Annotated in this window: 26 protein-coding genes and 2 riboswitches; of the genes, 18 read left to right on the forward strand and 8 right to left on the reverse strand. The window is 40.3% G+C overall.

Annotated elements, in window-relative coordinates; translation table 11 throughout:
- Positions 1–7: 7 nt before the first annotated feature.
- Positions 8–466, reverse strand: a complete 459-nt coding sequence (locus tag ACFRAK_RS11755) for a hypothetical protein (protein WP_387597969.1) — start codon at positions 464–466, stop codon at positions 8–10.
- Positions 463–843: a hypothetical protein gene (locus ACFRAK_RS11760; RefSeq protein WP_387597966.1), complete on the reverse strand. Its 381-nt coding sequence runs from the start codon at positions 841–843 to the stop codon at positions 463–465. The genes ACFRAK_RS11755 and ACFRAK_RS11760 overlap by 4 nt, the downstream gene beginning before the upstream one ends.
- A 416-nt stretch (positions 844–1,259) precedes the next feature.
- Between ACFRAK_RS11760 and ACFRAK_RS11765 the strand changes: the two genes are divergently transcribed.
- The 5 genes from ACFRAK_RS11765 to ACFRAK_RS11785 all read left to right on the forward strand — a co-directional run bounded on the left by ACFRAK_RS11765 (position 1,260) and on the right by ACFRAK_RS11785 (position 4,868).
- The gene (locus ACFRAK_RS11765; RefSeq protein WP_387597963.1) at positions 1,260–1,868 is read left to right on the forward strand and encodes a hypothetical protein; all 609 of its coding nucleotides are present in this window, start codon (positions 1,260–1,262) and stop codon (positions 1,866–1,868) included.
- A 118-nt stretch (positions 1,869–1,986) separates the two neighbouring features.
- Positions 1,987–2,136, forward strand: a complete 150-nt coding sequence (gene rpmG / locus ACFRAK_RS11770; protein WP_028391797.1) for a 50S ribosomal protein L33 — start codon at positions 1,987–1,989, stop codon at positions 2,134–2,136.
- A 179-nt stretch (positions 2,137–2,315) separates the two neighbouring features.
- Positions 2,316–2,888 carry a 5-formyltetrahydrofolate cyclo-ligase gene (locus tag ACFRAK_RS11775; RefSeq protein WP_387705471.1) on the forward strand — a complete coding sequence of 191 codons (573 nt, stop codon included), beginning with the start codon at positions 2,316–2,318 and terminating at the stop codon, positions 2,886–2,888.
- 76 nt (positions 2,889–2,964) lie between these two features.
- Positions 2,965–3,153: a hypothetical protein gene (locus ACFRAK_RS11780; RefSeq protein ID WP_063233052.1), complete on the forward strand. Its 189-nt coding sequence runs from the start codon at positions 2,965–2,967 to the stop codon at positions 3,151–3,153.
- Between the two features lie 176 nt (positions 3,154–3,329).
- On the forward strand, positions 3,330–4,868 hold the full coding sequence (locus ACFRAK_RS11785) for a rhomboid family intramembrane serine protease (RefSeq protein WP_394571769.1): 1,539 nt from the start codon (positions 3,330–3,332) through the stop codon (positions 4,866–4,868).
- Here the strand turns inward: ACFRAK_RS11785 and ACFRAK_RS11790 are convergent.
- Positions 4,863–5,723 carry a hypothetical protein gene (locus ACFRAK_RS11790; RefSeq protein ID WP_387705469.1) on the reverse strand — a complete coding sequence of 287 codons (861 nt, stop codon included), beginning with the start codon at positions 5,721–5,723 and terminating at the stop codon, positions 4,863–4,865. The genes ACFRAK_RS11785 and ACFRAK_RS11790 overlap by 6 nt on opposite strands.
- 215 nt (positions 5,724–5,938) lie before the next feature.
- Between ACFRAK_RS11790 and ACFRAK_RS11795 the strand changes: the two genes are divergently transcribed.
- The 5 genes from ACFRAK_RS11795 to ACFRAK_RS11815 all read left to right on the forward strand — a co-directional run bounded on the left by ACFRAK_RS11795 (position 5,939) and on the right by ACFRAK_RS11815 (position 11,817).
- A complete protein-coding gene (locus ACFRAK_RS11795) occupies positions 5,939–6,148 on the forward strand; it encodes a YqgQ family protein (protein ID WP_076365307.1) in 210 nt (69 codons plus the stop codon).
- A gap of 14 nt (positions 6,149–6,162) precedes the next feature.
- Positions 6,163–7,134 (forward strand): ROK family glucokinase, encoded by a 972-nt coding sequence (locus tag ACFRAK_RS11800; protein ID WP_387705467.1) that lies wholly within the window; start codon positions 6,163–6,165, stop codon positions 7,132–7,134.
- Between the two features lie 179 nt (positions 7,135–7,313).
- A complete protein-coding gene (locus ACFRAK_RS11805) occupies positions 7,314–9,164 on the forward strand; it encodes an LTA synthase family protein (RefSeq protein WP_394571770.1) in 1,851 nt (616 codons plus the stop codon).
- A 141-nt stretch (positions 9,165–9,305) separates the two neighbouring features.
- The gene (locus tag ACFRAK_RS11810) at positions 9,306–10,472 is read left to right on the forward strand and encodes a M14 family metallopeptidase (protein ID WP_260284693.1); all 1,167 of its coding nucleotides are present in this window, start codon (positions 9,306–9,308) and stop codon (positions 10,470–10,472) included.
- A 172-nt stretch (positions 10,473–10,644) separates the two neighbouring features.
- The gene (locus ACFRAK_RS11815) at positions 10,645–11,817 is read left to right on the forward strand and encodes a YqgU-like beta propeller domain-containing protein (protein WP_387705464.1); all 1,173 of its coding nucleotides are present in this window, start codon (positions 10,645–10,647) and stop codon (positions 11,815–11,817) included.
- 43 nt (positions 11,818–11,860) lie between these two features.
- Here the strand turns inward: ACFRAK_RS11815 and ACFRAK_RS11820 are convergent, their stop codons facing one another.
- On the reverse strand, positions 11,861–12,034 hold the full coding sequence (locus ACFRAK_RS11820) for a DUF2759 domain-containing protein (protein ID WP_192205506.1): 174 nt from the start codon (positions 12,032–12,034) through the stop codon (positions 11,861–11,863).
- Between the two features lie 233 nt (positions 12,035–12,267).
- On the opposite strand from ACFRAK_RS11820, the gene ACFRAK_RS11825 reads away from it, so the two are divergent.
- Positions 12,268–12,894: an MBL fold metallo-hydrolase gene (locus tag ACFRAK_RS11825; protein ID WP_394571771.1), complete on the forward strand. Its 627-nt coding sequence runs from the start codon at positions 12,268–12,270 to the stop codon at positions 12,892–12,894.
- Positions 12,895–13,268: 374 nt separating this feature from the next.
- Positions 13,269–14,387 (forward strand): class I SAM-dependent methyltransferase, encoded by a 1,119-nt coding sequence (locus tag ACFRAK_RS11830; RefSeq protein ID WP_394571772.1) that lies wholly within the window; start codon positions 13,269–13,271, stop codon positions 14,385–14,387.
- 55 nt (positions 14,388–14,442) lie between these two features.
- Here the strand turns inward: ACFRAK_RS11830 and ACFRAK_RS11835 are convergent, their stop codons facing one another.
- Entirely contained in the window at positions 14,443–14,685 is a 243-nt protein-coding gene (locus ACFRAK_RS11835) for a DUF2626 domain-containing protein (RefSeq protein WP_076365317.1), read from the reverse strand.
- 85 nt (positions 14,686–14,770) lie between these two features.
- Positions 14,771–15,466, reverse strand: coding sequence for a helix-turn-helix transcriptional regulator (locus ACFRAK_RS11840; protein ID WP_260284690.1), 696 nt, complete (start codon positions 15,464–15,466; stop codon positions 14,771–14,773).
- 214 nt (positions 15,467–15,680) lie between these two features.
- Between ACFRAK_RS11840 and ACFRAK_RS11845 the strand changes: the two genes are divergently transcribed.
- From ACFRAK_RS11845 to ACFRAK_RS11870, 6 genes are all read left to right on the forward strand, one after another.
- On the forward strand, positions 15,681–16,061 hold the full coding sequence (locus ACFRAK_RS11845) for a Spx/MgsR family RNA polymerase-binding regulatory protein (RefSeq protein ID WP_387705457.1): 381 nt from the start codon (positions 15,681–15,683) through the stop codon (positions 16,059–16,061).
- A 105-nt stretch (positions 16,062–16,166) separates the two neighbouring features.
- Positions 16,167–17,360, forward strand: a complete 1,194-nt coding sequence (gene comGA / locus ACFRAK_RS11850; protein WP_394571795.1) for a competence type IV pilus ATPase ComGA — start codon at positions 16,167–16,169, stop codon at positions 17,358–17,360.
- A gap of 42 nt (positions 17,361–17,402) precedes the next feature.
- The gene (locus ACFRAK_RS11855) at positions 17,403–17,741 is read left to right on the forward strand and encodes a hypothetical protein (RefSeq protein ID WP_387597927.1); all 339 of its coding nucleotides are present in this window, start codon (positions 17,403–17,405) and stop codon (positions 17,739–17,741) included.
- Complete coding sequence (gene comGF, locus ACFRAK_RS11860) at positions 17,689–18,168, forward strand: competence type IV pilus minor pilin ComGF (RefSeq protein WP_387597924.1); 480 nt, start codon at positions 17,689–17,691, stop codon at positions 18,166–18,168. Before ACFRAK_RS11855 ends, comGF begins: the two co-directional genes overlap by 53 nt.
- Entirely contained in the window at positions 18,161–18,547 is a 387-nt protein-coding gene (gene comGG / locus ACFRAK_RS11865; protein WP_192205490.1) for a competence type IV pilus minor pilin ComGG, read from the forward strand. The genes comGF and comGG overlap by 8 nt, the downstream gene beginning before the upstream one ends.
- A gap of 116 nt (positions 18,548–18,663) precedes the next feature.
- On the forward strand, positions 18,664–18,849 hold the full coding sequence (locus ACFRAK_RS11870; protein WP_063233067.1) for a YqzE family protein: 186 nt from the start codon (positions 18,664–18,666) through the stop codon (positions 18,847–18,849).
- Positions 18,850–18,895: 46 nt separating this feature from the next.
- On the opposite strand, the gene ACFRAK_RS11875 is transcribed toward ACFRAK_RS11870, so the two are convergent.
- Positions 18,896–19,696 carry a YqhG family protein gene (locus ACFRAK_RS11875; protein WP_387597920.1) on the reverse strand — a complete coding sequence of 267 codons (801 nt, stop codon included), beginning with the start codon at positions 19,694–19,696 and terminating at the stop codon, positions 18,896–18,898.
- On the reverse strand, positions 19,674–21,362 hold the full coding sequence (locus tag ACFRAK_RS11880) for a DEAD/DEAH box helicase (protein ID WP_387597918.1): 1,689 nt from the start codon (positions 21,360–21,362) through the stop codon (positions 19,674–19,676). Before ACFRAK_RS11880 ends, ACFRAK_RS11875 begins: the two co-directional genes overlap by 23 nt.
- Before the next feature lie 373 nt (positions 21,363–21,735).
- A riboswitch (glycine riboswitch) is annotated at positions 21,736–21,823 on the forward strand.
- Positions 21,824–21,826: 3 nt separating this feature from the next.
- Positions 21,827–21,910, forward strand: a riboswitch (glycine riboswitch).
- Positions 21,911–21,967: the final 57 nt, after the last annotated feature.

Genomic DNA, 21,967 nt, shown 5'->3' on the forward strand with positions numbered 1-21,967 from the left:
TTATTCATTAATGGGTCAAAGTATTGGCCAATTGTCTATATGACATATTATTAGTAACAACAAACTCGCCGATTTGTATTTTTTTTGAGAAATCCCGGTCATTCATGTAAGCTTCGAATTCAGCAGCATCATCGATGATTTTTTCTTTGTAAAGGCTATCGGCAATTTCGGTTGTGGTCATATTCGTTTTCACTTTAATTGTATAGGTGACGATGGAAGGGTCTTTTTTCGAAGCCTCTTTCTCCATTGAATCCTTATCCGGATCCTTTGGTTGGACGTTCTCTTTAACTTCCTCCATAGGGAGTGTAACGACGAATCCCTTCTTCACGAGCAATTCCTTAGCTTCCTCAGCAGTAGGGGAAGTGCCTGCGGATAATCCGGTGCCATAATAAAAGCCAGCAAAGATTGTTGTGGTAAAAATGATACCGGCGGAAAGACCTTGCAGTCCTGCTTTGTTCATCTTCATTCACCCCGCACTCTTTGCTGCTCGATCACTGTTATGGTTTGTTCCTTCGTCAACGAGGATTGTCTAGCGATCTGGTCCAAAGAGAGACCTTGACTATATAAAGATAGAACCTGGCTTTTTAGAATTTCATGAATGGGTTCGATATCGTTGGGATTGACAGGTGATTTATCCTTTACAGGGGGAACAATGTCGTCCTGGATAACGAATTCCTCTTCAAGAATCTTCACCTTCATCTTTAATTGATAGATATCCTGCATATACGTTAGTGTCATCTGTTCTAAATCTTCTTCTAATTTGGCAACTTTATCTTTACCGAAAAAGGAAATGATGAGAAGGACGATCGCTAATGAAAAAAGAAGGATGATAAGTATTTCCATGTTTTCACCTCAGATGATAAATTTCGACAATATACTTATATTTTACACATATTTTTAAAAAAATGGAGATTTTCCTATTCTAAGTGGGCCTTATCCTTCATTTATTGCCTGTTTTTTAAATAATATTGTCGAAATGCCTTATGACCGTCGTTGAAGAAAAAAAAATAGGTATTAAAATGGGAAAAAAACCTTTGAGAGATAACATACATAAAATTCGACAAAAAGTGTTTATTGTCCATAAGCCAATTCAGTGCTAACATAAAGATAGAATAAATCGAAAAAACAAAATATTATGAATAGTTAAAAATCGGGTGACCTATAAGAAAATGGTGTGCAGATTCTATAGTGGATTGTTTCACTGTCAGCGCCTAACGATAAGTTATATAAGGATAAATAAAGGGGAAGGGATGATTATTATGAATTCGCTATTCGCGTATATGCCGCAGGATAACCAGGATATATTTCGCAAGGGACTAAAGGTTGGACTATGGATGGATGAGAGTTTTGATTGGTATCCTGAGGAAGATATGATGAGTCATCCTAATGGAGAGATCCGGACACTTTCACAAACATATACCCAGGGGAAGGTGACCTTTTCGAAGTTCACGATTAGGAATACCTCATTCGAGACTAAGCGCCCTAAAGTGTTTTTTCACTATGAAAACGCTTTCGAAAGGCAGGCAGTAGCCTTTTACAGTCCGAATGAACGGGCGATTTTACATGTAGCCCCTCAATCGATTGCCTTATTGGGTGGATTTGTGAAAGGAAAAAGCATCTCTCAATATTGCATCCAAGGTAAGGGAAGCCTTTATCAAGAGGGATGCTTCAAATCATTGAAAGAAGGGCTCCTGGCTTATTCACCGCTCGCCAAAGGGGAAGTGACCAGCGTGTTTACGTTAGAGACGGAAATCTTACCGAAAGAATGTGTGGAAGCCGTGGCTTGGGTCATTCATGCTGAAACGAAAGAAGAAGCGAAAGTTATAAATAATCAGCTCCTCCTGACTATGCAAAACGTGAACAATTAAGAATTCAAAAAAGTAAATGTTGGATTTCCCAAAAAACATACTAGCAATTCGCATTGAATAATGCTATTATAGAAAAGTCCTATGTGAAAATGTCAATATGTTTGGAGGGAAATACACAATGCGCGTGAATATTACATTAGCTTGCACTGAATGTGGAGACCGTAACTATATTTCTAAAAAAAATAAACGTAACAATCCAGACCGTCTTGAGCTTAAAAAATACTGCTCAAGAGAAAAACGCAGCACGACTCACCGTGAAACAAAGTAAGCAACAGGATTTTTCCTGTTGTTTTTTTTTATTCATTTTTTTAATTCCTTCTATCTCACTTCCCTTTAGTGAATATTTTCAGAAAGCACTAATGATTCGGCAATTTCCGACACGGTATTTTCGAAAATGAACAAATATTATGAGATAATGATAGAAGTAGACTAAAGGAGTCGGAAGAGATGAGAGAAAAAAAGAATAAGCTCCGTCAAGAAGTCAGGTCCCGTTTAATGGAGCTGACTAAAGAAGAACATGAGGAACTATCGAACAGAATCGCTGAAAACCTATTTTCACTGGAGGAATGGAAAAGAGCTGAAACAATTGGCATCACCATCTCCATCCCGCCTGAAGTTCCAACGGTACGGATCATCGAACAAGCATGGAATGAAGGAAAAGAAGTGGCTGTACCAAAATGTGATCCTGAAAAAAAGACAATGGAATTCAAAAAAATCTCGTCCTTCAATCAGCTGGAGTCTGTTTATTACGGATTGCTAGAACCTGTGGCTGATACAGCCAAGGCTCGCAAAGAGGATTTGGATGCATTGATCGTACCCGGTCTTGCTTTTACCAAGGAAGGGTATCGCCTAGGCTTTGGAGGGGGCTATTATGACCGTTTCCTATCCTATTACCGGGGAAATACATTGGCCCTTACATACGAGCTTCAATTAATGGATGAACTCCCGATAGAGGTACATGATATAGCGGTCGGCAAACTCATTACCCCATCCAGGGTTATACGCACGTATGCCCATTAAGAAGAAGTTTATTAATTATCACTTTTAGCTCATAAAAATCCTGTCCTGTATCAAACTATTGATAGGAGGGATTGTTATGCTTCGATTAATTATTCAAATCTTCTTGGTAGGTTTAGTTGTTTATGCTGGTTACCAAAACCGGTACCGCCTGATAAATGTTGCGCTGTCCAACGGCATACTGAGAAGATTTCTAGTGACTAAATCCCTGGATATGCCAATGTTCAGGGATAAAATGATGCAAAGCATGTTCACTCAGACTAAATGAGGATGCCGGCATCTTAAAAAGGAACCTGATCAGGGGTTCCTTTTTTATTTATAAAGATAGGGTGGAGTGGAATTTAACAGTCTCCTTTTTTACTTTTTACATGTTTTCGTCTATAGTTTTAATTAAAGAAACAGGAATTTTAAAAGCTTAAGTTTCATTGGAAAGTGGGGAAGGCATTGGGATTTAAAGAGGATTATTTGTTTTGGGAAACCATAAGGGAGTTGTCTGCCCATTATGATTATCGAATGATCACTGTCACGGAAAACCATCAGGAGATTTGGCTTGAGAGCGATAAGAATAAGGAGTTTCCAGTCATAAGACTCATTCGACATGATTTGGATTGGGCTAATTGGCTGAAACGCGATATCGAACGAACATTGCAGAATGGGGAAAGGATCAGAAGGAAATTATACAAGAAGCCCATAAACATATTAAGTATCTATGTTAGTGAATTCGCCCCGGTGGATGATCATGAATTTAGCTCACGGGTGGCTTCCTTTAAAAAATCGAATGTTAACACGTTCCTTCTAACGAGTGAAAACTTTCATGATTCGTTGCGAAACCTTGAACTTGTTTTGAAAAAGCCACTTTCAATTCAAATTCCTGAAGAAAATGAAATAGATGAGGAAAAGGTCCTCGCAGTAAAGAAGGCCGCCATCTCGGAGTCAGTCAAAAAGGCTAAGGCAGAGCAAAAGGTATTTCAAAATGCCAATAAGCCATTCTTTACATATATATTCATGGCGATACAAATAGCTGTATTCATCTTGATGGAGTTTAATGGGGGCAGCACCAATTCCAAAACTTTGATCGAGTTTGGTGCTAAATTTTCCCCTTATATCATACAAGGGGAATGGTGGCGGTTCTTTACACCGATGATCGTCCATATTGGGTTCATTCATTTACTGATGAATACATTTTCATTGTATTTAATCGGTGCTGAAGTTGAAAGGATTTATGGGAATGCCAGGTTCCTTATCATCTATATATTCGCTGGTTTCGCTGGAACTTTAGGAAGCTTCATCATGACCCCGAATCTATCCGCAGGTGCGAGCGGAGCCATTTTTGGCTGTTTTGGGGCACTTCTGTACTTTGGCATCGTCTATCCGAAATTATTCATGCGCTCGATGGGCTCATCGGTGATTGTGTTGATCATCATTAACTTAATATATGGTTTCACCGTTTCGGGAATTGATAATGCAGGGCATATCGGAGGTTTGATCGGAGGGTTCCTGGCTGCTGGAGTGGTCCACCTGCCGAAATCCAAGAATATCTTTCGGCAGCTGGCTTTTCTGATAGGCACGGTAATACTGACCTATGCCCTGCTGCAATTTGGTTTCAATCATCAGGAAAGTGCAGCTATAGATGATAATACCATGGCCATAATGGCCCAAAAGTATATAGATGATGATGAAGAGGACAAAGCGGAAGAGATGCTATTCAATTATGTGAATGCAAATCCTGAAGCACCACTATCGCTTTTTATGCTGGGAAATTTATCTTTTGATAAAAAGGACATATACAAAGCAAGGGATTATTATGAAAAAGCGATTGAAAGTAATCCTGATTTGCATGAAGCCCATTACAACCTTGCCTTAGTCTACATGAATCTCGAATCATTCGATCAAGCTAAGGAGCAAGCTGATAAGGCCATTGAGCTTGCCCCGGATAATAAGTCATACACTAAACTTCTGGCGGAAATTGAAAAGCAACTATAACAACTTTTGACGCAACATGATTGGGGTACCGTCTTTCAGGGTAAACAAGACAAGTATTTCACTATGATTCTTCGCCATAAGCAATAGGGGGGTGGTGCTACCTTGTGGAGTCACAGTGGATCCATCCTCCTTTTTTATTCCCAACACATAATTTTTGTAAAGTCCTTCCCATAGTTTTCCCACGATTTCCTCCCGTTTGAATTGGGGAAAGGCAGCAAGCCATTGATTTTTCTTTGAGGGCAGATCTGTTAAAGAGATGACATTGTATTGTTCCAGATTAACCTGAAAAGCTTGACCAGCTTTCTCCAAACCATTTCGAACCGTTTGATCTGTCAAGCCGTCCAGCGTTTTTTTCCACTGAACCTGTTCTTTTGAAAGGGGACGGTGGAAAAATTGAAAAACCGGTGTCGTTACTGTATACAGTTTATCTTTACTGAGCTGCTGGGCACTGGTGAAAATTGTGTCACTCGGATGAACTTCGGCATAATGAAACGTTACCGCTTCATAACGCCCGCTCTCGGATTCTTTAGATTTTGCTTTTTGAGAGAGTTCTTGTTTATTTTGGCGCCAATTTTTTAAAGCTCCTGCCAGTTTTCCATTTTTGTATAAAAGCGATACGTCCTGGCGTAAGTAAGCATGCTGGTCCAAAGTAGACTCCACCCTCCAAGTGATGGTATAGGTGGAATCCCCGGTACCCTTCGGTGTCAGATGGGTGGAGGCATATTCAAAATGGAGCGAGGAATCGATGGGAAAAAAAATGATGGTTTCCTCTGTCTGTTTATGATTCGATAAATAAAGGATGACAAAAATGGTGGTTAAAACCAAAAAGACGGTATACTTCAATTGTACTTTCATTTTTCCCCTCCGTTTTCACGACGTGATGAATGCATTAAAAACATTAAGCTGTTAAATCAAATCGAAAGAGTCCACTTTCTTGATATTTCATCATATGAATACAATTGGACATGTATGAGGGGGATGGGGGAAATTATCAAAGGGGGAAATGGGCGCTTGTTACAAAGAGGCTGATTCGATATACTTTCCTATAGAAAAGAGTAAAGAGGTTTACTATGAAAACATATTATGATCTTCAACAATACTTGAAAAGATTTGGTACATTTATTTATATTGGTGATCGCTTAGCCGAGCTTGAACTGATGGAAGCCGAAATAAGGGAAATCCACCGTATGCAGATGATGGATACGAAAGATTATCAAATGGCGATTCTTTTAATTAGGCAGCAATTGTCTCTTGAAAGGGAAAAACAGAAAAAAAATTGATAAAAAAGGTGAGAATGATGGAAAAGTGGCTGATGGGTGTGGATTTAGGCGGTACAACTACCAAACTGGCTCTGATCAATTTATACGGAGAGATTATTCATAAATGGGAAATCGGCACGGACATCTCCGAAAAGGGAAAATTCATCACGATTAACATAGCCAAAGCAATTGATGCGAAGCTCGCGGAACTTAATGAACCGAAGAGTAAGATAGTAGGGATAGGGATGGGTGCTCCCGGACCCGTTAAATTTGTTAACGGTTCCATATATGAAGCCGTCAATCTAGGCTGGAAGGACTATCCTCTAAAAGATTTAATGGAGGTGGAGACATCTCTTCCGGCTGTGATCGATAATGATGCGAATATGGCAGCTTTGGGCGAAATGTGGAAAGGTGCCGGTAATGGCGCCAAAGACCTCGTTTGTGTAACTTTAGGAACGGGTGTAGGCGGCGGAATCATCCATAATGGGCAAATTGTCCATGGTACCAGTGGGGCTGCGGGAGAAATAGGTCATATAACGGTTGTAACGGACGGAGGCTCACCATGCAATTGCGGAAAGACTGGTTGTTTGGAAACGGTTGCTTCGGCAACGGGAATCGTCCGTATGGCTTTAGAGGCCTTGAATAACGCCGATGAACAGTCAATGCTTCAGCAGAAAGTCGAAGAGGGAAATGCGGTTACTTCCAAACTGTTATTCCAATGCGCTGCAGCAGGTGATCCTTTGTCCAAAGCTGTGGTAAATAAGGTAGCCAATTACTTGGGGCTTGCACTTTCACATGTTGGGAATGTCATGAATCCAGATAAAATCGTCATTGGTGGGGGCGTTTCGCAAGCGGGAGACATTTTGCTTGATCCTGTCCGTTCTGCCTTCGGAAAGTATGCATTTAAACGGGTTAGTAAATCAACGAAAATCAGCCTGGCCACACTGGGCAATGATGCAGGGGTAATAGGTGCAGCCTGGCTCATTAAAAGCCAACTGAATACGTGATCCCTTGCTGTCCTGTTGAAAACAGGGCTATAAGAAAAAAAGATGGAATCTTCAAAAAATTCCTCCCTTTTGAGGGCGGGGGCAATCGTTCCTGCTTTTGCATAGGGGAGAACCATGACCCATGATTGAGGCGCTCTGCATCATGGCTCCAGCGCTTTTTCGATGAGGAGGGACCAGGATTGAAAAGGGTCAAAAAACAGGGATATTCATTGTTTTGGGTCGTATTGATTTCACTTTGGCTTAAAACATATATTGCTTATAAAACAAGTTTTGAGATAGATATTGATAATTGGATCCAAGAGTTCATACTATTCATCAATCCTGTCAGTTTCCTCTTGCTTACTCTTGGCGTGAATATTTTTTTAAAAGAAAATAAAAGGACAGCATACTTATTGATCATGAGTTTTTTCATCACCTTCGTCCTTTTTGCCAACCTTGTTTTTTTTCGCTTTTTCAATGACTTTTTAACCATTCCCGTTCTTTTTCAAACGAGCAATATGAACGATCTTGGAAGCAGTGTACATGAATTGATCAATCCAAGTGACCTTTTGTATTTTGCCGATATTCTGGTCTTGATGCTTCTGCTGAAATACAGACCAAAAACATTCCATGAATGTCGATACAATCCCCAGGACCGTAAATTCTTTTTGTTAATGGCTTTGGGAGTGACATTCTTTAACTTGGCTTTAGCGGAAGCGGCGCGTCCCGAACTCCTGACAAGAACGTTTGACCGCGAAATCCTCGTTAAGAATATCGGTACGTATCATTATCATCTATATGATGCAATATTACAGACGAAATCATCTGCTCAGCGGGCCCTTGCGGATGGCAGTGAATTGTCGGAAATTGAAAATTATGTCCGTGCGAATCAAAAAGAGGTTAATGATGTCCTTTATGGTCTGGCAAAAGGCAAAAATGTGATCGTAGTATCAATGGAATCCACTCAAAGCTTTGTCATCAATAAAACTGTCAACGGTGAAGAAATCACTCCTTTTCTGAACCAATTCATTAAAGAGAGCTATTATTTCAATAACTTTTATCACCAAACTGGCCAGGGGAAAACATCCGATTCAGAATTCATTATTGAGAATTCCCTCTATCCTTTAGGTAGGGGTGCCGTATTTTTCACTCATGCCCAAAATGAATACAAAGCCACCCCCGAAATCTTAACGGAAAAAGGTTACAATACGGCTACCTTCCATGCCAATAATAAAAGCTTTTGGAATCGTGACATAATGTACGCTTCTCTTGGGTACCAACGGTTTTATGATAGTGATGAATACAAAGTCTCTGAAGGGAATTCCACCAATTGGGGTTTGAATGATAAATCGTTCTTCAAGCAATCAATCTCTCACTTGAAGCGGATGCCTGAGCCTTTTTATGCCAAGTTCATAACGTTAACCAATCATTTTCCATTCACTTTGAATGAAGAAGACCGGACATTGGAACCATATGATTCGAATTCCAAAACTTTGAATCAGTATTTTCCGACTGTACGATATACCGACGAAGCCTTGGAACAATTTATCGGTGATTTGAAACGTGATGGATTATATGAGGATTCCATTATTGTACTATATGGTGACCATTATGGAATTTCGGAAAATCACAACTCTGCCATGAGCCAGTTCCTTGGGAAGGAAATCACGCCTTTCGAATCCATCCAACTTCAGCGTGTCCCGCTCATCATACATATCCCTGGGCAGGAGGGGAAAATGATTTCCACCGTTTCCGGCCAAATTGATGTAAGGCCTACTCTCCTTCATTTATTGGGGATTGAAAATGATGATTATATTGAATTCGGCAAAGATCTTTTTTCTGAAGGAAAATTGGAATTCACCGTTCTTCGCGATAGCAGTTTCATCACAAAGGATCATCTCTATACGATGGATACCTGTTATGATAAAAAGACCGGAGCCGCGACAGCAAAGGATTCATGTGAAAAGTATTTGGATAAGGCAAAGCAGGAGCTTGAGTACTCCGACAAAATCATTTATGGGGATTTACTCCGATTTTACGAGCAACGTTGATAAAGGAAACCTGGCACAATCCAGGTTTTTTTGTTTTTCGGGAGAATCAGTAGCACTACAATTATGAAACACGTTAGACTTCCTGAACATCTTTCTGTTTTCGCTTCATAAAGATAAAACAATGAAAGGAGCGGAGGCTGAATGAAAGTTGTGAGCAGAAGCGGGGATGATTTGGCATATTACAGTCAATTGTTCCAAATTCCTCGGGTTTTGATTGAGGATGCCAATCCCGCAATTACTGGCGGGGTTTTGCCAAATGGCAGGGAAGTACAGATACCTGGGTACATTGTTCAGGAAGAGTCCCGGTTAGATATTGATTTTGCCGAAATCGCTTTACAATATCACCTGCCCATCGATGGGATAATATTGTTGAATCAAGATGGACAAAAACCTTTTTCCGTACCCGTCCGGGTGATGAATCCCATGATTGTCACCGACAAGCCTTATGGATATCAATCACTTCTTGACGATCTCGATATTCTATCTTTTCATTACCCCTTTATTAAGGTTGAATCGATCGGGAGGAGTGTGTTGGGAAAAGAACTACTTGAGGTAAGAATCGGTCAAGGTGAAAAGGTCATACATTATAACGGTTCATTCCATGCTAATGAATGGATCACTACGGCAGTTTTGATGAAATGGCTGAATGATTTTCTGCTGGCGGTAACGAATGATCGTACACTATGTGAAATGGATTGTATGCCCTTCTATCGGGATATGACCATTTCGATGGTTCCAATGGTGAATCCGGATGGAGTCGAGCTTGTCCTAAAGGGGAAGGAGGCGGCAGAGGGGAAGGTTGATGTTTTAAAAATAAATAATGGTAATCCTGCTTTTTATGCTTGGAAAGCCAATATCCGCGGTGTAGACCTGAATAATCAATATCCTGCCAATTGGGAGATTGAAAAGCGCAGAAAGATTCCAAAAGCTCCTGCCCCGAGGGATTTTCCAGGAGAGACCGCGCTATCAGAACCAGAAGCATTGGCCATGAAGGAGCTGGCAATAAGACGGAATTTTGAAAGAGTGCTTGCACTTCACACCCAGGGAAAAGAATTCTATTGGGGATATGAGGGCCATGAGCCCGAACAGGCAGCGAATGTTGCGAGGGAGTTTGAGGAGCGCAGCGGATATCGGGCCGTACAATATGTTGACAGCCATGCCGGGTATAAAGATTGGTTCATTCAGGAATTTAAACGGGGTGGATTCACAATCGAACTGGGAAAGGGCATCAATCCGCTTCCGCTATCCCATTTGCCTGGTATATATGAAGATTCTGTCAAGATTTTGATGGCAGGCCTATATATGTGATGCATTCTCCTAAGGAATATACTTCCAAAAAAATATAAGGTCATTATCCGCCACATTTTCTCTTTTTTACTTTATAATGAAAGAGAGTAAGGATTCGATTGGTCAGTCCTTACTCTCTTTCTAATGTCTCGCTCACATATGCCAGGCGTTTTAGTTTTGAAGTGGGAGGTGTGTGGAGATTAAAGTATCCAAAGCAGCACTTTGTATGCGGCTTTCCATTTGTAAGATGTTGTGTTTCATCCCATTATTTATCTCCACTATCCTTCTTATCTCGGCTTGTGAGCCTTCCAAGGACCTTAGTAAACCCGTAAATGTTACGGAAAAAGAACATTCCCAATCCAACATGGAAATTTCAGTAAGCAATTTGAAGGTCCCGACTGCAGAAACGGAAAAAATCGAAGCCATTTTTGGATGGCTGGATTCTAAAACCATTTTATATTCTGTGAAGCGGGATGGTAATGAATTATCCCAGTTGATGACATGGAATTTGGAGACGAATGATACTTCCGTTTTCTATCAGCCGGCTTTTGCGTTTTCTGAAGTATCGATCAGTCCGTCTGGTACGCATATTTTGTTATCGTCCTTCACCTCTTCGGATAAAGCATCAATCACAATACTCGATAAAACGGGAAATCCATTGTATTCCGTGGCGATCCCAGCCTATGAATTAGCTTATGAGTGGAATTCATTTAAAGATGGCCAGTTGTTTGTATCGAGTTTTTATGAAGATTGGACATACAGCAGTTATGTGTTGAATCCAGATGAACAAACTATGGAAACTCTGGACTTTCCGCAGCCCTTTGCTCAATGGGCAAGTGAAAATGAATTGATGTTTCTGGATTGGGACAAGGAAGAACCTGCTTTGACGGCTCCCCTGGAAAGAAAAGCGCTTAATAAGGATGGAGCGGACAGTATTATGCTCGATGTCATTCACTTTAAAAAGATAAAACAAGCGCTGATGACGATTCAAGTGGAGACAGAAAAAAAAGATCGGGGTACATATGCATTTTATGATTCTACAAACAAGCCGATCCACTCTTTTTCCGTGCCGCTATTGAAAAGCTTTTCAGATTGGGTGATCCCATCCTATGATTTCATTGAAAAAAACAAGGAATTCATAACCTTCATTCCTAATGAATCAAAAGATGCGGACCAATATGAGGGAAGGTTTACCTTAACTAAATTAAATTGGGAAAAAGGCACACAAGAAGAATTGATGAAGGACATGGAAAATGAACCATTAAGCTGTTCGCTTGATGGCAACTTCTGCTTATATGGATATCAATTTGAAAAAATCATTGATATGAAAACCCATCAAATACAAAGATTGTTCAAACAAACATGATGACCTAAAAAACAAAAGCTCGCCGGATGGCGAGCTTTTTTCTTCAATGGGCAACAGGAAAACCGCTGTTGATGATAGTCATGACAGTGAACCAGCCAAACACGACTGCACTGCCGGCTGCAAAAATGAATCCTAAGAAGTTTCTCTTTTTTAATGAGGTAAACACAGCTGCTACTGCTAATATAGCCACAAGTCCGAAAACAACCATTAATATCATGTCAAAACCCCCTTTTTCCGTAATGAATACCTAATCCCTAATAATATACCCAGAGAATAAAGCAACTACCAAAAATATGTAGAAAAGATTGCATTTGTTAATATCTTAATATTTTTTCAATTATTTGTCGAGGTTTAATAGGTGACACTTCTATGACTTGAGTAAACTGGATTAACATTAGCAGGATAATTAGTGTAAGATGAAGATAGAAAATAATATTGGAGTTGATGGAAATGAAATGGAAACAAATCCCTTTAGGCCCGCTGCAAACGAATTGTTATGTAGTCTCCGATGGACAGGATTGCATCATTTTCGATCCGGGTGAAGAGCCACAGAAAATCATACAGTACATACAAACAAAAAATTTAAAGCCTTTGGCGATTTTATTGACACATGCACATTTTGACCATATCGGTGCTCTTGATGCTATTCGGGATCATTATGGGATACCTGCATATATTCATGAAAAAGAGGCCAAGTGGCTGCTTGATCCCGCATTGAATGGTTCTCAAAACTGGTTTCCAGAAAGTCCGATGCGAATGAAGCCTGCCGATCACATCCTGGCAAATGAGCAGGAGCTTACTATTGGAGGATTCACTTTCGAAGTATTCGAAACTCCCGGACACTCACCAGGGAGCGTTTCGTATTATGTGAAGGAAGAACGTTTCCTCTTTTCAGGGGACGTCTTGTTCCAGGGAAGCGTTGGCAGAACCGATCTAATAGGCGGAAGCGAGGCAGTGCTGTTAAATAGCATTGAAACGAAGCTGCTGACACTTTCTGATGATGCTATCGTTTTTCCTGGGCATGGGCCTGTCACGACCATTATGGATGAAAAGAATACTAATCCCTTTTTGAGATAATGACTTTTGCAGGTGCCATATGGCACCTGTTTTATTTTTAACATTTTATAATGTAAAAATATTGAAATGGGTCATTTCCGCAACTATACTGAATAAAAAAACGTTATGACATTCACCTTTAAAAGGCTTGTAGAAAATTTCTGGTGTCTTCCTAGTGTGGATGACTCTTCTGATCCTGCTCTGAGGTAAGTTGCATATATTAATATTTGCCAGAAGCATTCATTTTTTTATGGTGGCACCCTTAAGAACTGTGAGATGAAAAATTGAACATTTTGTGAACCTAAAATTTGTTTTCGTGTATGGTCGATAAAAAAAATTATTCTTGTGTTTTATTAAGAAAAAGGAAAGTTTAATTTTCAATATGGTGGAAGATCATGGAGACGGAGGCTATTGTGTTGAAAAACCACTTGAAGGAATTGATTGCAGGAAGCCCCCAAAAAAGGATTTCCTATCATGACTATATGGATGCTGTTTTATATACGCCAAATATAGGCTACTATGCACGCGCAAAAGAGAAAATTGGCTCAAGAGGGGATTTTTATACGTCTGGCAATGTTGGGGATGCATTTGGGAGATCACTGGCCAGGTGGTTCGTTTATTTGATAAAAAGGTGCGGAGTTTCACCAAGAATCATCGAGGTCGGCGCAGGGGATGGTAAACTGGCTTATGACATCCTTGTTTTCATAAAAGAAATGGAACCGGAGATATGGGACTCTCTGACTTATATCCTTGTGGATGGCAGTCCATTTCATAGAAAGGTTCAGCAAGAACGTATAGGGATGTTCAAACAGGCAGTTTCTGCCCCCAGTTTAGAAAAATGGACGAATGTAAATGGAATCGTCTTTTCAAATGAACTTTTCGACGCGCTGCCTGTACATGTCATTGAAAAGTATAACGGAGCCCTGGTAGAGTTATTCGTCACTGAAAAGGAAGGCGAATTGGTGGAAGAGAGGGAACCTTTGGACAATCCTGAGATTCTATCTTACCTTACAGAACGAACTATCACCTTAAATGAAAAACAACGATATGAAGTTCCGCTAAAAATGGTCCTTGAATATGAGAAGATCGTTTCCTGTATCGAATCGGGTATTCTCCTTACGATTGATTATGGCTATACCGAAAGGGAATGGAAGGAGCCAGCTCATCTTCAAGGGAGCTTGAGGGGCTATCATCAGCATCAAATGATTAAAGAAGCGCTTATGTATCCTGGTGATATGGATTTGACGACACATATCCATTTTGACACATTACTCGAGATTGGAAAAAGAAAGGAACTTTCCAATCAGGGGCTATTTCTTCAAAATGATTTCTTGCTTAAAGCAGGGATATTGGAGGAATTGAAGGACCATCAAGGAACTGATCCATTCTCGAAAACGGCAAAGCGTAATCGTGCAATTCGGGGGCTAATCGTTCCAGGGGGATTTAGTGAACATTTCAAAGTGCTGCTCCAAACAAAGAATATAGCAGAAGATGTGAGGATCTTTCCTGAATGATGACAAGTAAAAACCCATGAATCAAAATTCATGGGTTATGTAATATTGCTTGTTCTTAATGCGCGGTACCCGGAGTCATCATAAATACGCTCCAGTAGGAAAATCCTGCAAAGAAAACGGTAAGATAGGCGCCGAAAACATAAATATACATGCGCTCAGATAATTTCAAATAACTTAAAAGTACAAAAAAGATCGTTTGTGCAAAGAAAAGCAAAGACGTTTGATGCATATGGCCAAGATAAAAGAAAATTGCCATAATTCCTGTCCAAAATCCACATACTCTGAACATGCGTTCCACCCGAATCCCTCCTTATGTCTAGACGTGTACATTCAAAATAATTATAAATGAAATTGTAAGGTAATGTAAAGGATGCCTTTTGTTTCTATGTGAGAACCGAAGCCTGGTATGAGCATGTTGCACAATTGGACATCATATTTTCTAATTCCACAATATTGACATTCTCAAACAAGGCTTCGAACATACCTTCCAAAAATGAATTGTGCATGGAGCAGATTGTTCTTGGCTCCACTTCAGCCACTTCCTTAAACGGGCAATTGAAGATACGGAAGTATATTTTATTTTCTTCTTCGCTTGCTTGTATTTCAGGAGATAATCCTGCGAGGGTAGCCGCATTTTTAAGCATATTGACCTTTTCCCCAAAACCAAGTCCATCGATCGATGTCAAGGCTAGTTGCTGATTGATCAATTCCTCCCCGAATACTTTTCCCGTTTCATAAAGTGCCTGTTTTCCTTGTTCCCCTAATGTCATCATCGTCTTGATGGCAATCTTTGAAAGCAGCTGATAGTTCCTATATGGAAAATTTAGCTGAATGACTTTATCGGATAATCGATAAAGTCTGCTGGGACGACCCCCTTTCCCGGTCTTTCGGGCATCAGAGGTCAACATATCGATATCCTCCAGTTTTGACAAATGCAAACGGGCAACATTTGGATGGATGTTAAAAGAATCGGCGATTTGCTGTACCGATACATCACCATGCTTATTCACAATATACTGATATATATTATATCTGGTGGGATCAGCTAACACGTTTGTTATTTTTAACGTTTGTTCCATTACTTCCTCCTGCTATTCCATAGTTTAACTATGTCCATTATAATGCAGGCAGAAAAAAATGGAATAAGAGAAAGAGCAAACTCCCTTTAATTTATAAAATGTTCACAAATAAAGCGGATTAATAAACAAATATCTATACAATAATTGTGCAAATGTTATACAATTGTTACATAGATTAATAATGTATACAAATTGTGAACGGGGAGTGATTAGTATGGCACAGTTAACTTTCTTTTCGTATCCAAGTTGTACCTCTTGCCGCAAAACAAAAAAATGGTTAAAGGCCAATCATGTTTCCTTCGATGAGCGACATTTATTCAGAGAGACTCCAACTGTAGCAGAGTTAAAAAGAATTCTTGAATTGACATCGGAAGGGCTTGATGAAGTCTTAGCAACAAGAAGTGAAGCATACAAAGACTTACAAATTAATATGGACGAAATGATGCTTTCCGATGCAATCCAATTATTAACAAAAGAACCGAAGTTATTAAGAAGGCCCATTCTCATGGACGGGCAAAAACTGGTGATTGGTCATAATGTAGACGCATTAAGAAATTTGGTTTCCAAAAGTCTTGATTTGAAAATGAGCATGTGAGATGATTCTCGATTTTTTCGGGAATTTTTTTTTTTTTTTTGAAGCAGGAATTTGTCGTGGATTGTCGAATCCATACAACAAGAATCATAGGAGGTGATGAATGAATTGATATCGATTGAAAAGACCGCAGAAAAAATACTGACCCGTGCTGTCCAGGAATCGGCATCGGATATCCACATTTTTTTTCGAAGGGAGGGACCTCTCATCCAATTCAGGATAGACAATAAGCTTGTTCCAAAGGAAACTTTATCATTCTTTGAAGCAGAGAGGCTGATCGCTCATTTGAAGTTCCTTGCCTCGATGGATATAGGGGAGAAAAGGAGGCCCCAAAGTGGTGCCATCACCATCAATCTGGCCAACCAGGTGGTCGGACTCCGCCTTTCCACTTTACCCACTGCCCATCTCGAAAGTTTGGTCATCCGCTTAATACCCCAACAGAATATCCTTCCTCTAGAACAGTTATCCTTATTTCCAAGCACCGTTCAAAAATTGATTGCGCTCCTGAAGCATTCCCATGGCATGCTCATATTTACCGGCCCGACTGGCAGTGGAAAAACCACGACACTATATTCCCTGCTTCACCATGCCAATGAGATGATCAATCGAAATATTATTACACTTGAAGATCCCATTGAAAATGTATCCGAAAAGGTATTGCAAGTCCAAATTAATGAAAAGGCGGGCATTACGTATTCTGTCGGTCTAAAAGCTGTTCTGAGGCATGACCCAGACGTGATCATGGTCGGGGAAGTCAGGGATGCAGAAACCGCCAAGATCGCAGTGCGTGCCGCATTGACCGGTCATTTGGTACTTACAACCATGCATACAAGGGACGCCCAGGGCGCCATCTCCAGGTTACTGGAATTTGGTGTCAGCTTGCTTGAGGTTGAACAGAGTTTGATTGGCGTGACAGCACAGCGGCTGGTTGAATTGCTATGTCTTCCATGTAAAGGGGACTGTGCTTTACCTTGCAAAATGACTGCCAGGAATAAAAGGGCAAGTGTATATGAATTGCTATATGGAAAAAACCTAGCTGAGGTTCTCGGGATAATCCTGATCTCCATCGGTCCTAATCTATATCCTAGCTTCACAAAAGGAATGGAAAATAGGCTATTCCTTTCTCAATTCCATGAGGATCTTTTCTATGCACAACAGTATGCCATCAGTCATGAGAGCTTGATTTACCTCCATATTGATAATACCCAAAAGGTTTATACCGTTTCGTCATATAAGGAAGGGGTCGTCCTAGAGAGAAGCATACCTAAGGATATAAAGTTTTTAAGTGGCACTTTGGGGTAAAGTACAAGCTGATCCTCAATATCGGTAAAGGGAGGTTCAGGATTGAGAAATTGTAAAGGTTACGTCTACCTTGAGCTGATAGCCGCTTTTGCCGTTTGTATATTCCTGGTCCTTGCCATTTTGCCAATTCTTGAAGTGTTATTGATGGATCGGAAAGATATTGCCGTAAGGACAGAAGCCCACCATTTATTATATGAAAGATTGACGGCGTTCATGGATGGGGAGATAGAAGCAGTTGGTCAGGAGATCATTTATAAAAAAAGATCCTATGAATTGGTTTGGAAGGACCATGGGGATTTCCCGGGAATGATTGAAGGGTGTGTACGTTATGAAGATGAATCGGGTAATCTGGAATCCATTTGTGATGCTGCGAAAAAATGATGGCTTTACGATGATCGAAATGCTTTTTTCTTTAATGATTTTAATGACGACGTCCCTTTTTGTTCTACAGCTTTTTTCTATCATTCACACCCAAATGGGATTCGTTGATAAATTGCATCCTAAAGAGTGGGAGGTCTTTACCATGCAAATGAAGCAGGAGGTCCGAAGTTCCAAAGTTCAGGATGTAATGGGAAATAAATTATATTTGCTTTCAGGTGAGCAATTATCATCGTATGAACAATATGAAGATAAGGTCCGAAGACGAGTGAATGGAATGGGGCATGAGGTCATCTTGCAGAACATTTCTGAATTTCAGGTTGAGAAGGATGGCGGCGCCATTGTAATAAATATAACGGATAAAGCAGGGACTACTTTCAGTCGAAGATTTCACCCATTCATTAGGAATGTTGCGAAAGTCGATGAATAATCAGAAAGGAGTCGTTTTCCCGATGGTCATGATTGTAGCGAGTGTTTTCATCATGTTCACGATACTAATGATAGACCAGTTTATCATTGATAAAAAGTTTTATAAAGAAGTGGAAGAATCGCTTGTGGCCGACCACCTTGTCCATCTAGCCATCAAGGATGTGACGGCAGATTGGGGCGAAGAGATTCCAAAAATCATCCAGGGGGAAATTTCATATCCCAATGGTGTGGTGCGGTATTCCTTGATGAAACAAGAAGGTCCTTACGTATATATCGAGTTTTCTTCCACGACCAAAAATGATCGCGAGGGGAGGGTCATCATTCAATACGATAAAGAAGCTGGGCAAGTGAAGGAATGGTTGGAAAAGCAGGCTGTGTAATACGAAAATCAACACTTTTTTTAAATGGAACGCGACAGGTTCACGTGTTCAGGGTACAAGCGAAGGAATAAAAGGAGCGTAAACCGGGCATACTTTGCATAGGGTGATGATTTTAAATGTCTACAAACGCTTATATAAAATATCTGACGCAGCAGCTTGTCGAGTATTTTAATCTGACGAAAAAAGAACGAAAAGAAAAGCGCCGTCACAGAAAAGAGGATAAAAATCATGGTATGTCCCATTGGTTTGGCATTGTCCCTTTTGCTTTGTCGATGTTCGTAAGGAAAAATATCAAAAAATGAAACAGATGTCCCGAACTTAGGACATCTGTTTCTTTTCGTTCTATACTTATCCCAATGCCCTATCTGACAGGTAGAATAATCCTCCGTTTATGATGGATATTCTGATGTTGGGTTCATATTGGGCTTTTAGTGCTTCTTTCTCGGTATAATAACTCTCACTTTTTTCGTCCATATCCTTGTAAAAATGCTCCAATAAATTCAAATCATTCTGCCAGCGCAGCATTGCTTCCTCCGCCCAGGAATGGTCATCATCCTCGAAACTGGTCCTGATGTATGTATCCAGTCTTGCCAATCCACTCTTGGGCATGATTAAAGGTGAAAGCGTAAAGGAGTAATCCGGTATTTTTGGGGTGACCTTTACAGGTAAAACCCGATGGTGAAACCCTTCCATGATTTCACCCGAGATTAAATTCAATCCGATCGACATGAAAGTATCTTTTTTACGGTCGCATTGATAGGATATTTTCACATTCAGGGTCAGCCAAGGAAACAAAGGATTATTTCCGCCGCCCTTTGGTGGAGGAGCATCCTCAAAAAGTCTAGTATACCCTGCCAGCTTTTTGGTTGATTGAATAATCTGATGTAGGCGTGGGGAGCCAAAATGAATCATTTCTCCCTTTAAATCGGCTGGAGCCTGTTCTGGATCGGTAATGAAAGTCATCTGTGCTGGGTTCGGAACGCCACCTGTTTTTTCTAGATAATGCCAATAAAAGGGTCTATTCATCAATTCTTTATCCATTTCAATCGTCAATTGGACTGTAAGGTGGGCCGGCGCATTATCCAGTATTTCACAATCGTTGGCCTTAAAGTAAGTTTTTAAAAAATCATGAATTTCCCGTTGCTGCATGAACCTCACCTTCCTTCATGGATTGGGCGAATTGGATTAATGATGAAAAATTATCCATCTTGATCTTCATTTCGCCCTCTGTTTTGGACTCGCCGACCACATCGATTAAATATTCTTCAATGTTGTTAATATCCAGTTTGGTTAGAATATCATCCAATTCTCCAATTACTTTTTCAAATAAATTTATTTTTTCGTATAGTAACTTCAGAATATGTTCTTCTACTGTATTTTTCGTGGCAAAGTTATAAATCATTACATCTTCTTCCTGACCAAGGCGGTGAATCCGTCCAATTCTCTGTTCGAGCCTCATGGGGTTCCATGGCAGGTCAAAATTAATCAAGTGATGGCAAAACTGAAGGTTTATCCCTTCCCCGCCAGCTTCTGTTGCAATTAATACCTGTATATTCTTTTGGAATAATTCTCTCATCCAGTCTTTCTTTCCGCGCTTAAAACCGCCTCGGAAAGGAACCGAAGAAATTCCATTCTGCTGAAGGTACCATTGGAGATATAGCTGAGTCGCCCGGTATTCGGTAAAGATAATCACTTTGTCATCAATTTTCTTGATCAGTTCCAAAGCTTTTTCAGCCTTGGAGTTTTGAACTGTTTCATTCACCTTAGAAAATAAATCATCAAGCTTTGCCAAAAAGTCAGGGGAAGGCTGATCATATTTTTCTTTCATATTCTTTAAAGTATAAAAGACCGCCTCTCTGCTGCTGCATGCTTCCCTTTGGAGGGTGAGAGCCGAAAAGGCGCTTCCTTTTGATCCATCCGAAATAGGCTTGAATTTGGAAACAGCATCATACAATGCCTGTTCCGTTGGAGAAAATTCAATGGTGATGGTTTCCACATGCCGTTTTGTCCATTCAATGCCAGTATCGGCCCGCCGGTTTCGAATCATGACAGTATTGACCAGTTCCTTTAGGTGTTCATCTTCAATGATGTTGCGGCCTTTCCCTTTATACTTTTCCGAAAAGAGCGAAGCATTTCCCAAGTGGCCCGGTTTCAATAACGAAACGAGGTGAAAAATCTCCTCGACTTTATTTTGAATCGGAGTGGCTGTCAGGAGTAAACAAAATTTCTTTTTCAGATTTTGGACGAATTCATAGTTCTTCGTCTTATTATTTTTAAGTTTATGAGCCTCATCAATAATGATGAAGTCATATTCCTGAGTGAAAATGATATCTCGATGTGGAGCGCGTTTCGCTGTATCGATGGATGAAATGACTACATCACAGGATTCCCAAACATAACTTTTTCTCTGAACGACTGCAGGTATATGAAACTTGGTATTCAATTCAAAAGCCCATTGTGTGACAAGGGAGGCTGGAACAAGGATCAATACTTTTTTTACAAGGCCCCTAATCATATACTCTTTTAGGATCAAGCCTGCTTCAATTGTTTTTCCGAGCCCCACCTCATCAGCTAAAATGGCCTTTCCATTCATCTTTTCCACCACTTGCTTCGCTGCTTCCAATTGATGGGGAAGCGGGGTTAACTGCGGAAGGTGCTTGGGCGCCTGTAAACCTTCAAAATCAGGGATGATAAGATTTTCCTCCATTTGAACCGCCAACTTATAAAGCTCCCAATTTCCCCATGGACCGTCATTTTCCATTTTTTGCAGAAGCTCGTCATTCCATTCAGAATTGAAGGATATATTGATTTTCATAGAAATAACTCCCTCTTAAATCATAATTTCCTTAATAAAGGGTCAAAACCCGAACATTTCGTATGTGAAGTAAGAAAAATATTTCTCTTCAAAAGATATTGCAGAGATAAGTTTCTTAGGGTAGGATATAAGTATATTTAGAAAATTCAATTTCCAAACGCTACAAAGAATCTTTGTACATCTATTTTGCAGTTCGCGTTTTCTTAGTATGGGCTATAGGCTCTTAATTTATCCAAGATTACTGAAGGAGACACTCAAACGGTTTCTGAAGTTTTAGGAGAATTGGCAGAGAATGCATTCCATGATGCTCAAAGGTTTTACCGATGCTTGGGGCTATTTCGCTTCCTTTCATTGGCGAAACATTCATATGCGGGTGAAGATAAGGGGAGAGACTACGGATGTAGCGCCGAAGGAGCAAACTTAGCAGTGAATCTCTCAGGCAAAAGAACTCTTATTGGACGCAACTCTGGAGAGCGCCGCCCGTTTTGGGACGGCCACCAAAGGGGAAAACCTATTACATAGGTAAACTTTCAGGTTTCAGGACAGAGAAAAAGCTCAAATGGGCTTTCTCTGTCCTTTTTTGTGCTTTTTTCACATCATGAATC

Source organism: Peribacillus sp. NPDC056705 (genome assembly GCF_043656335.1).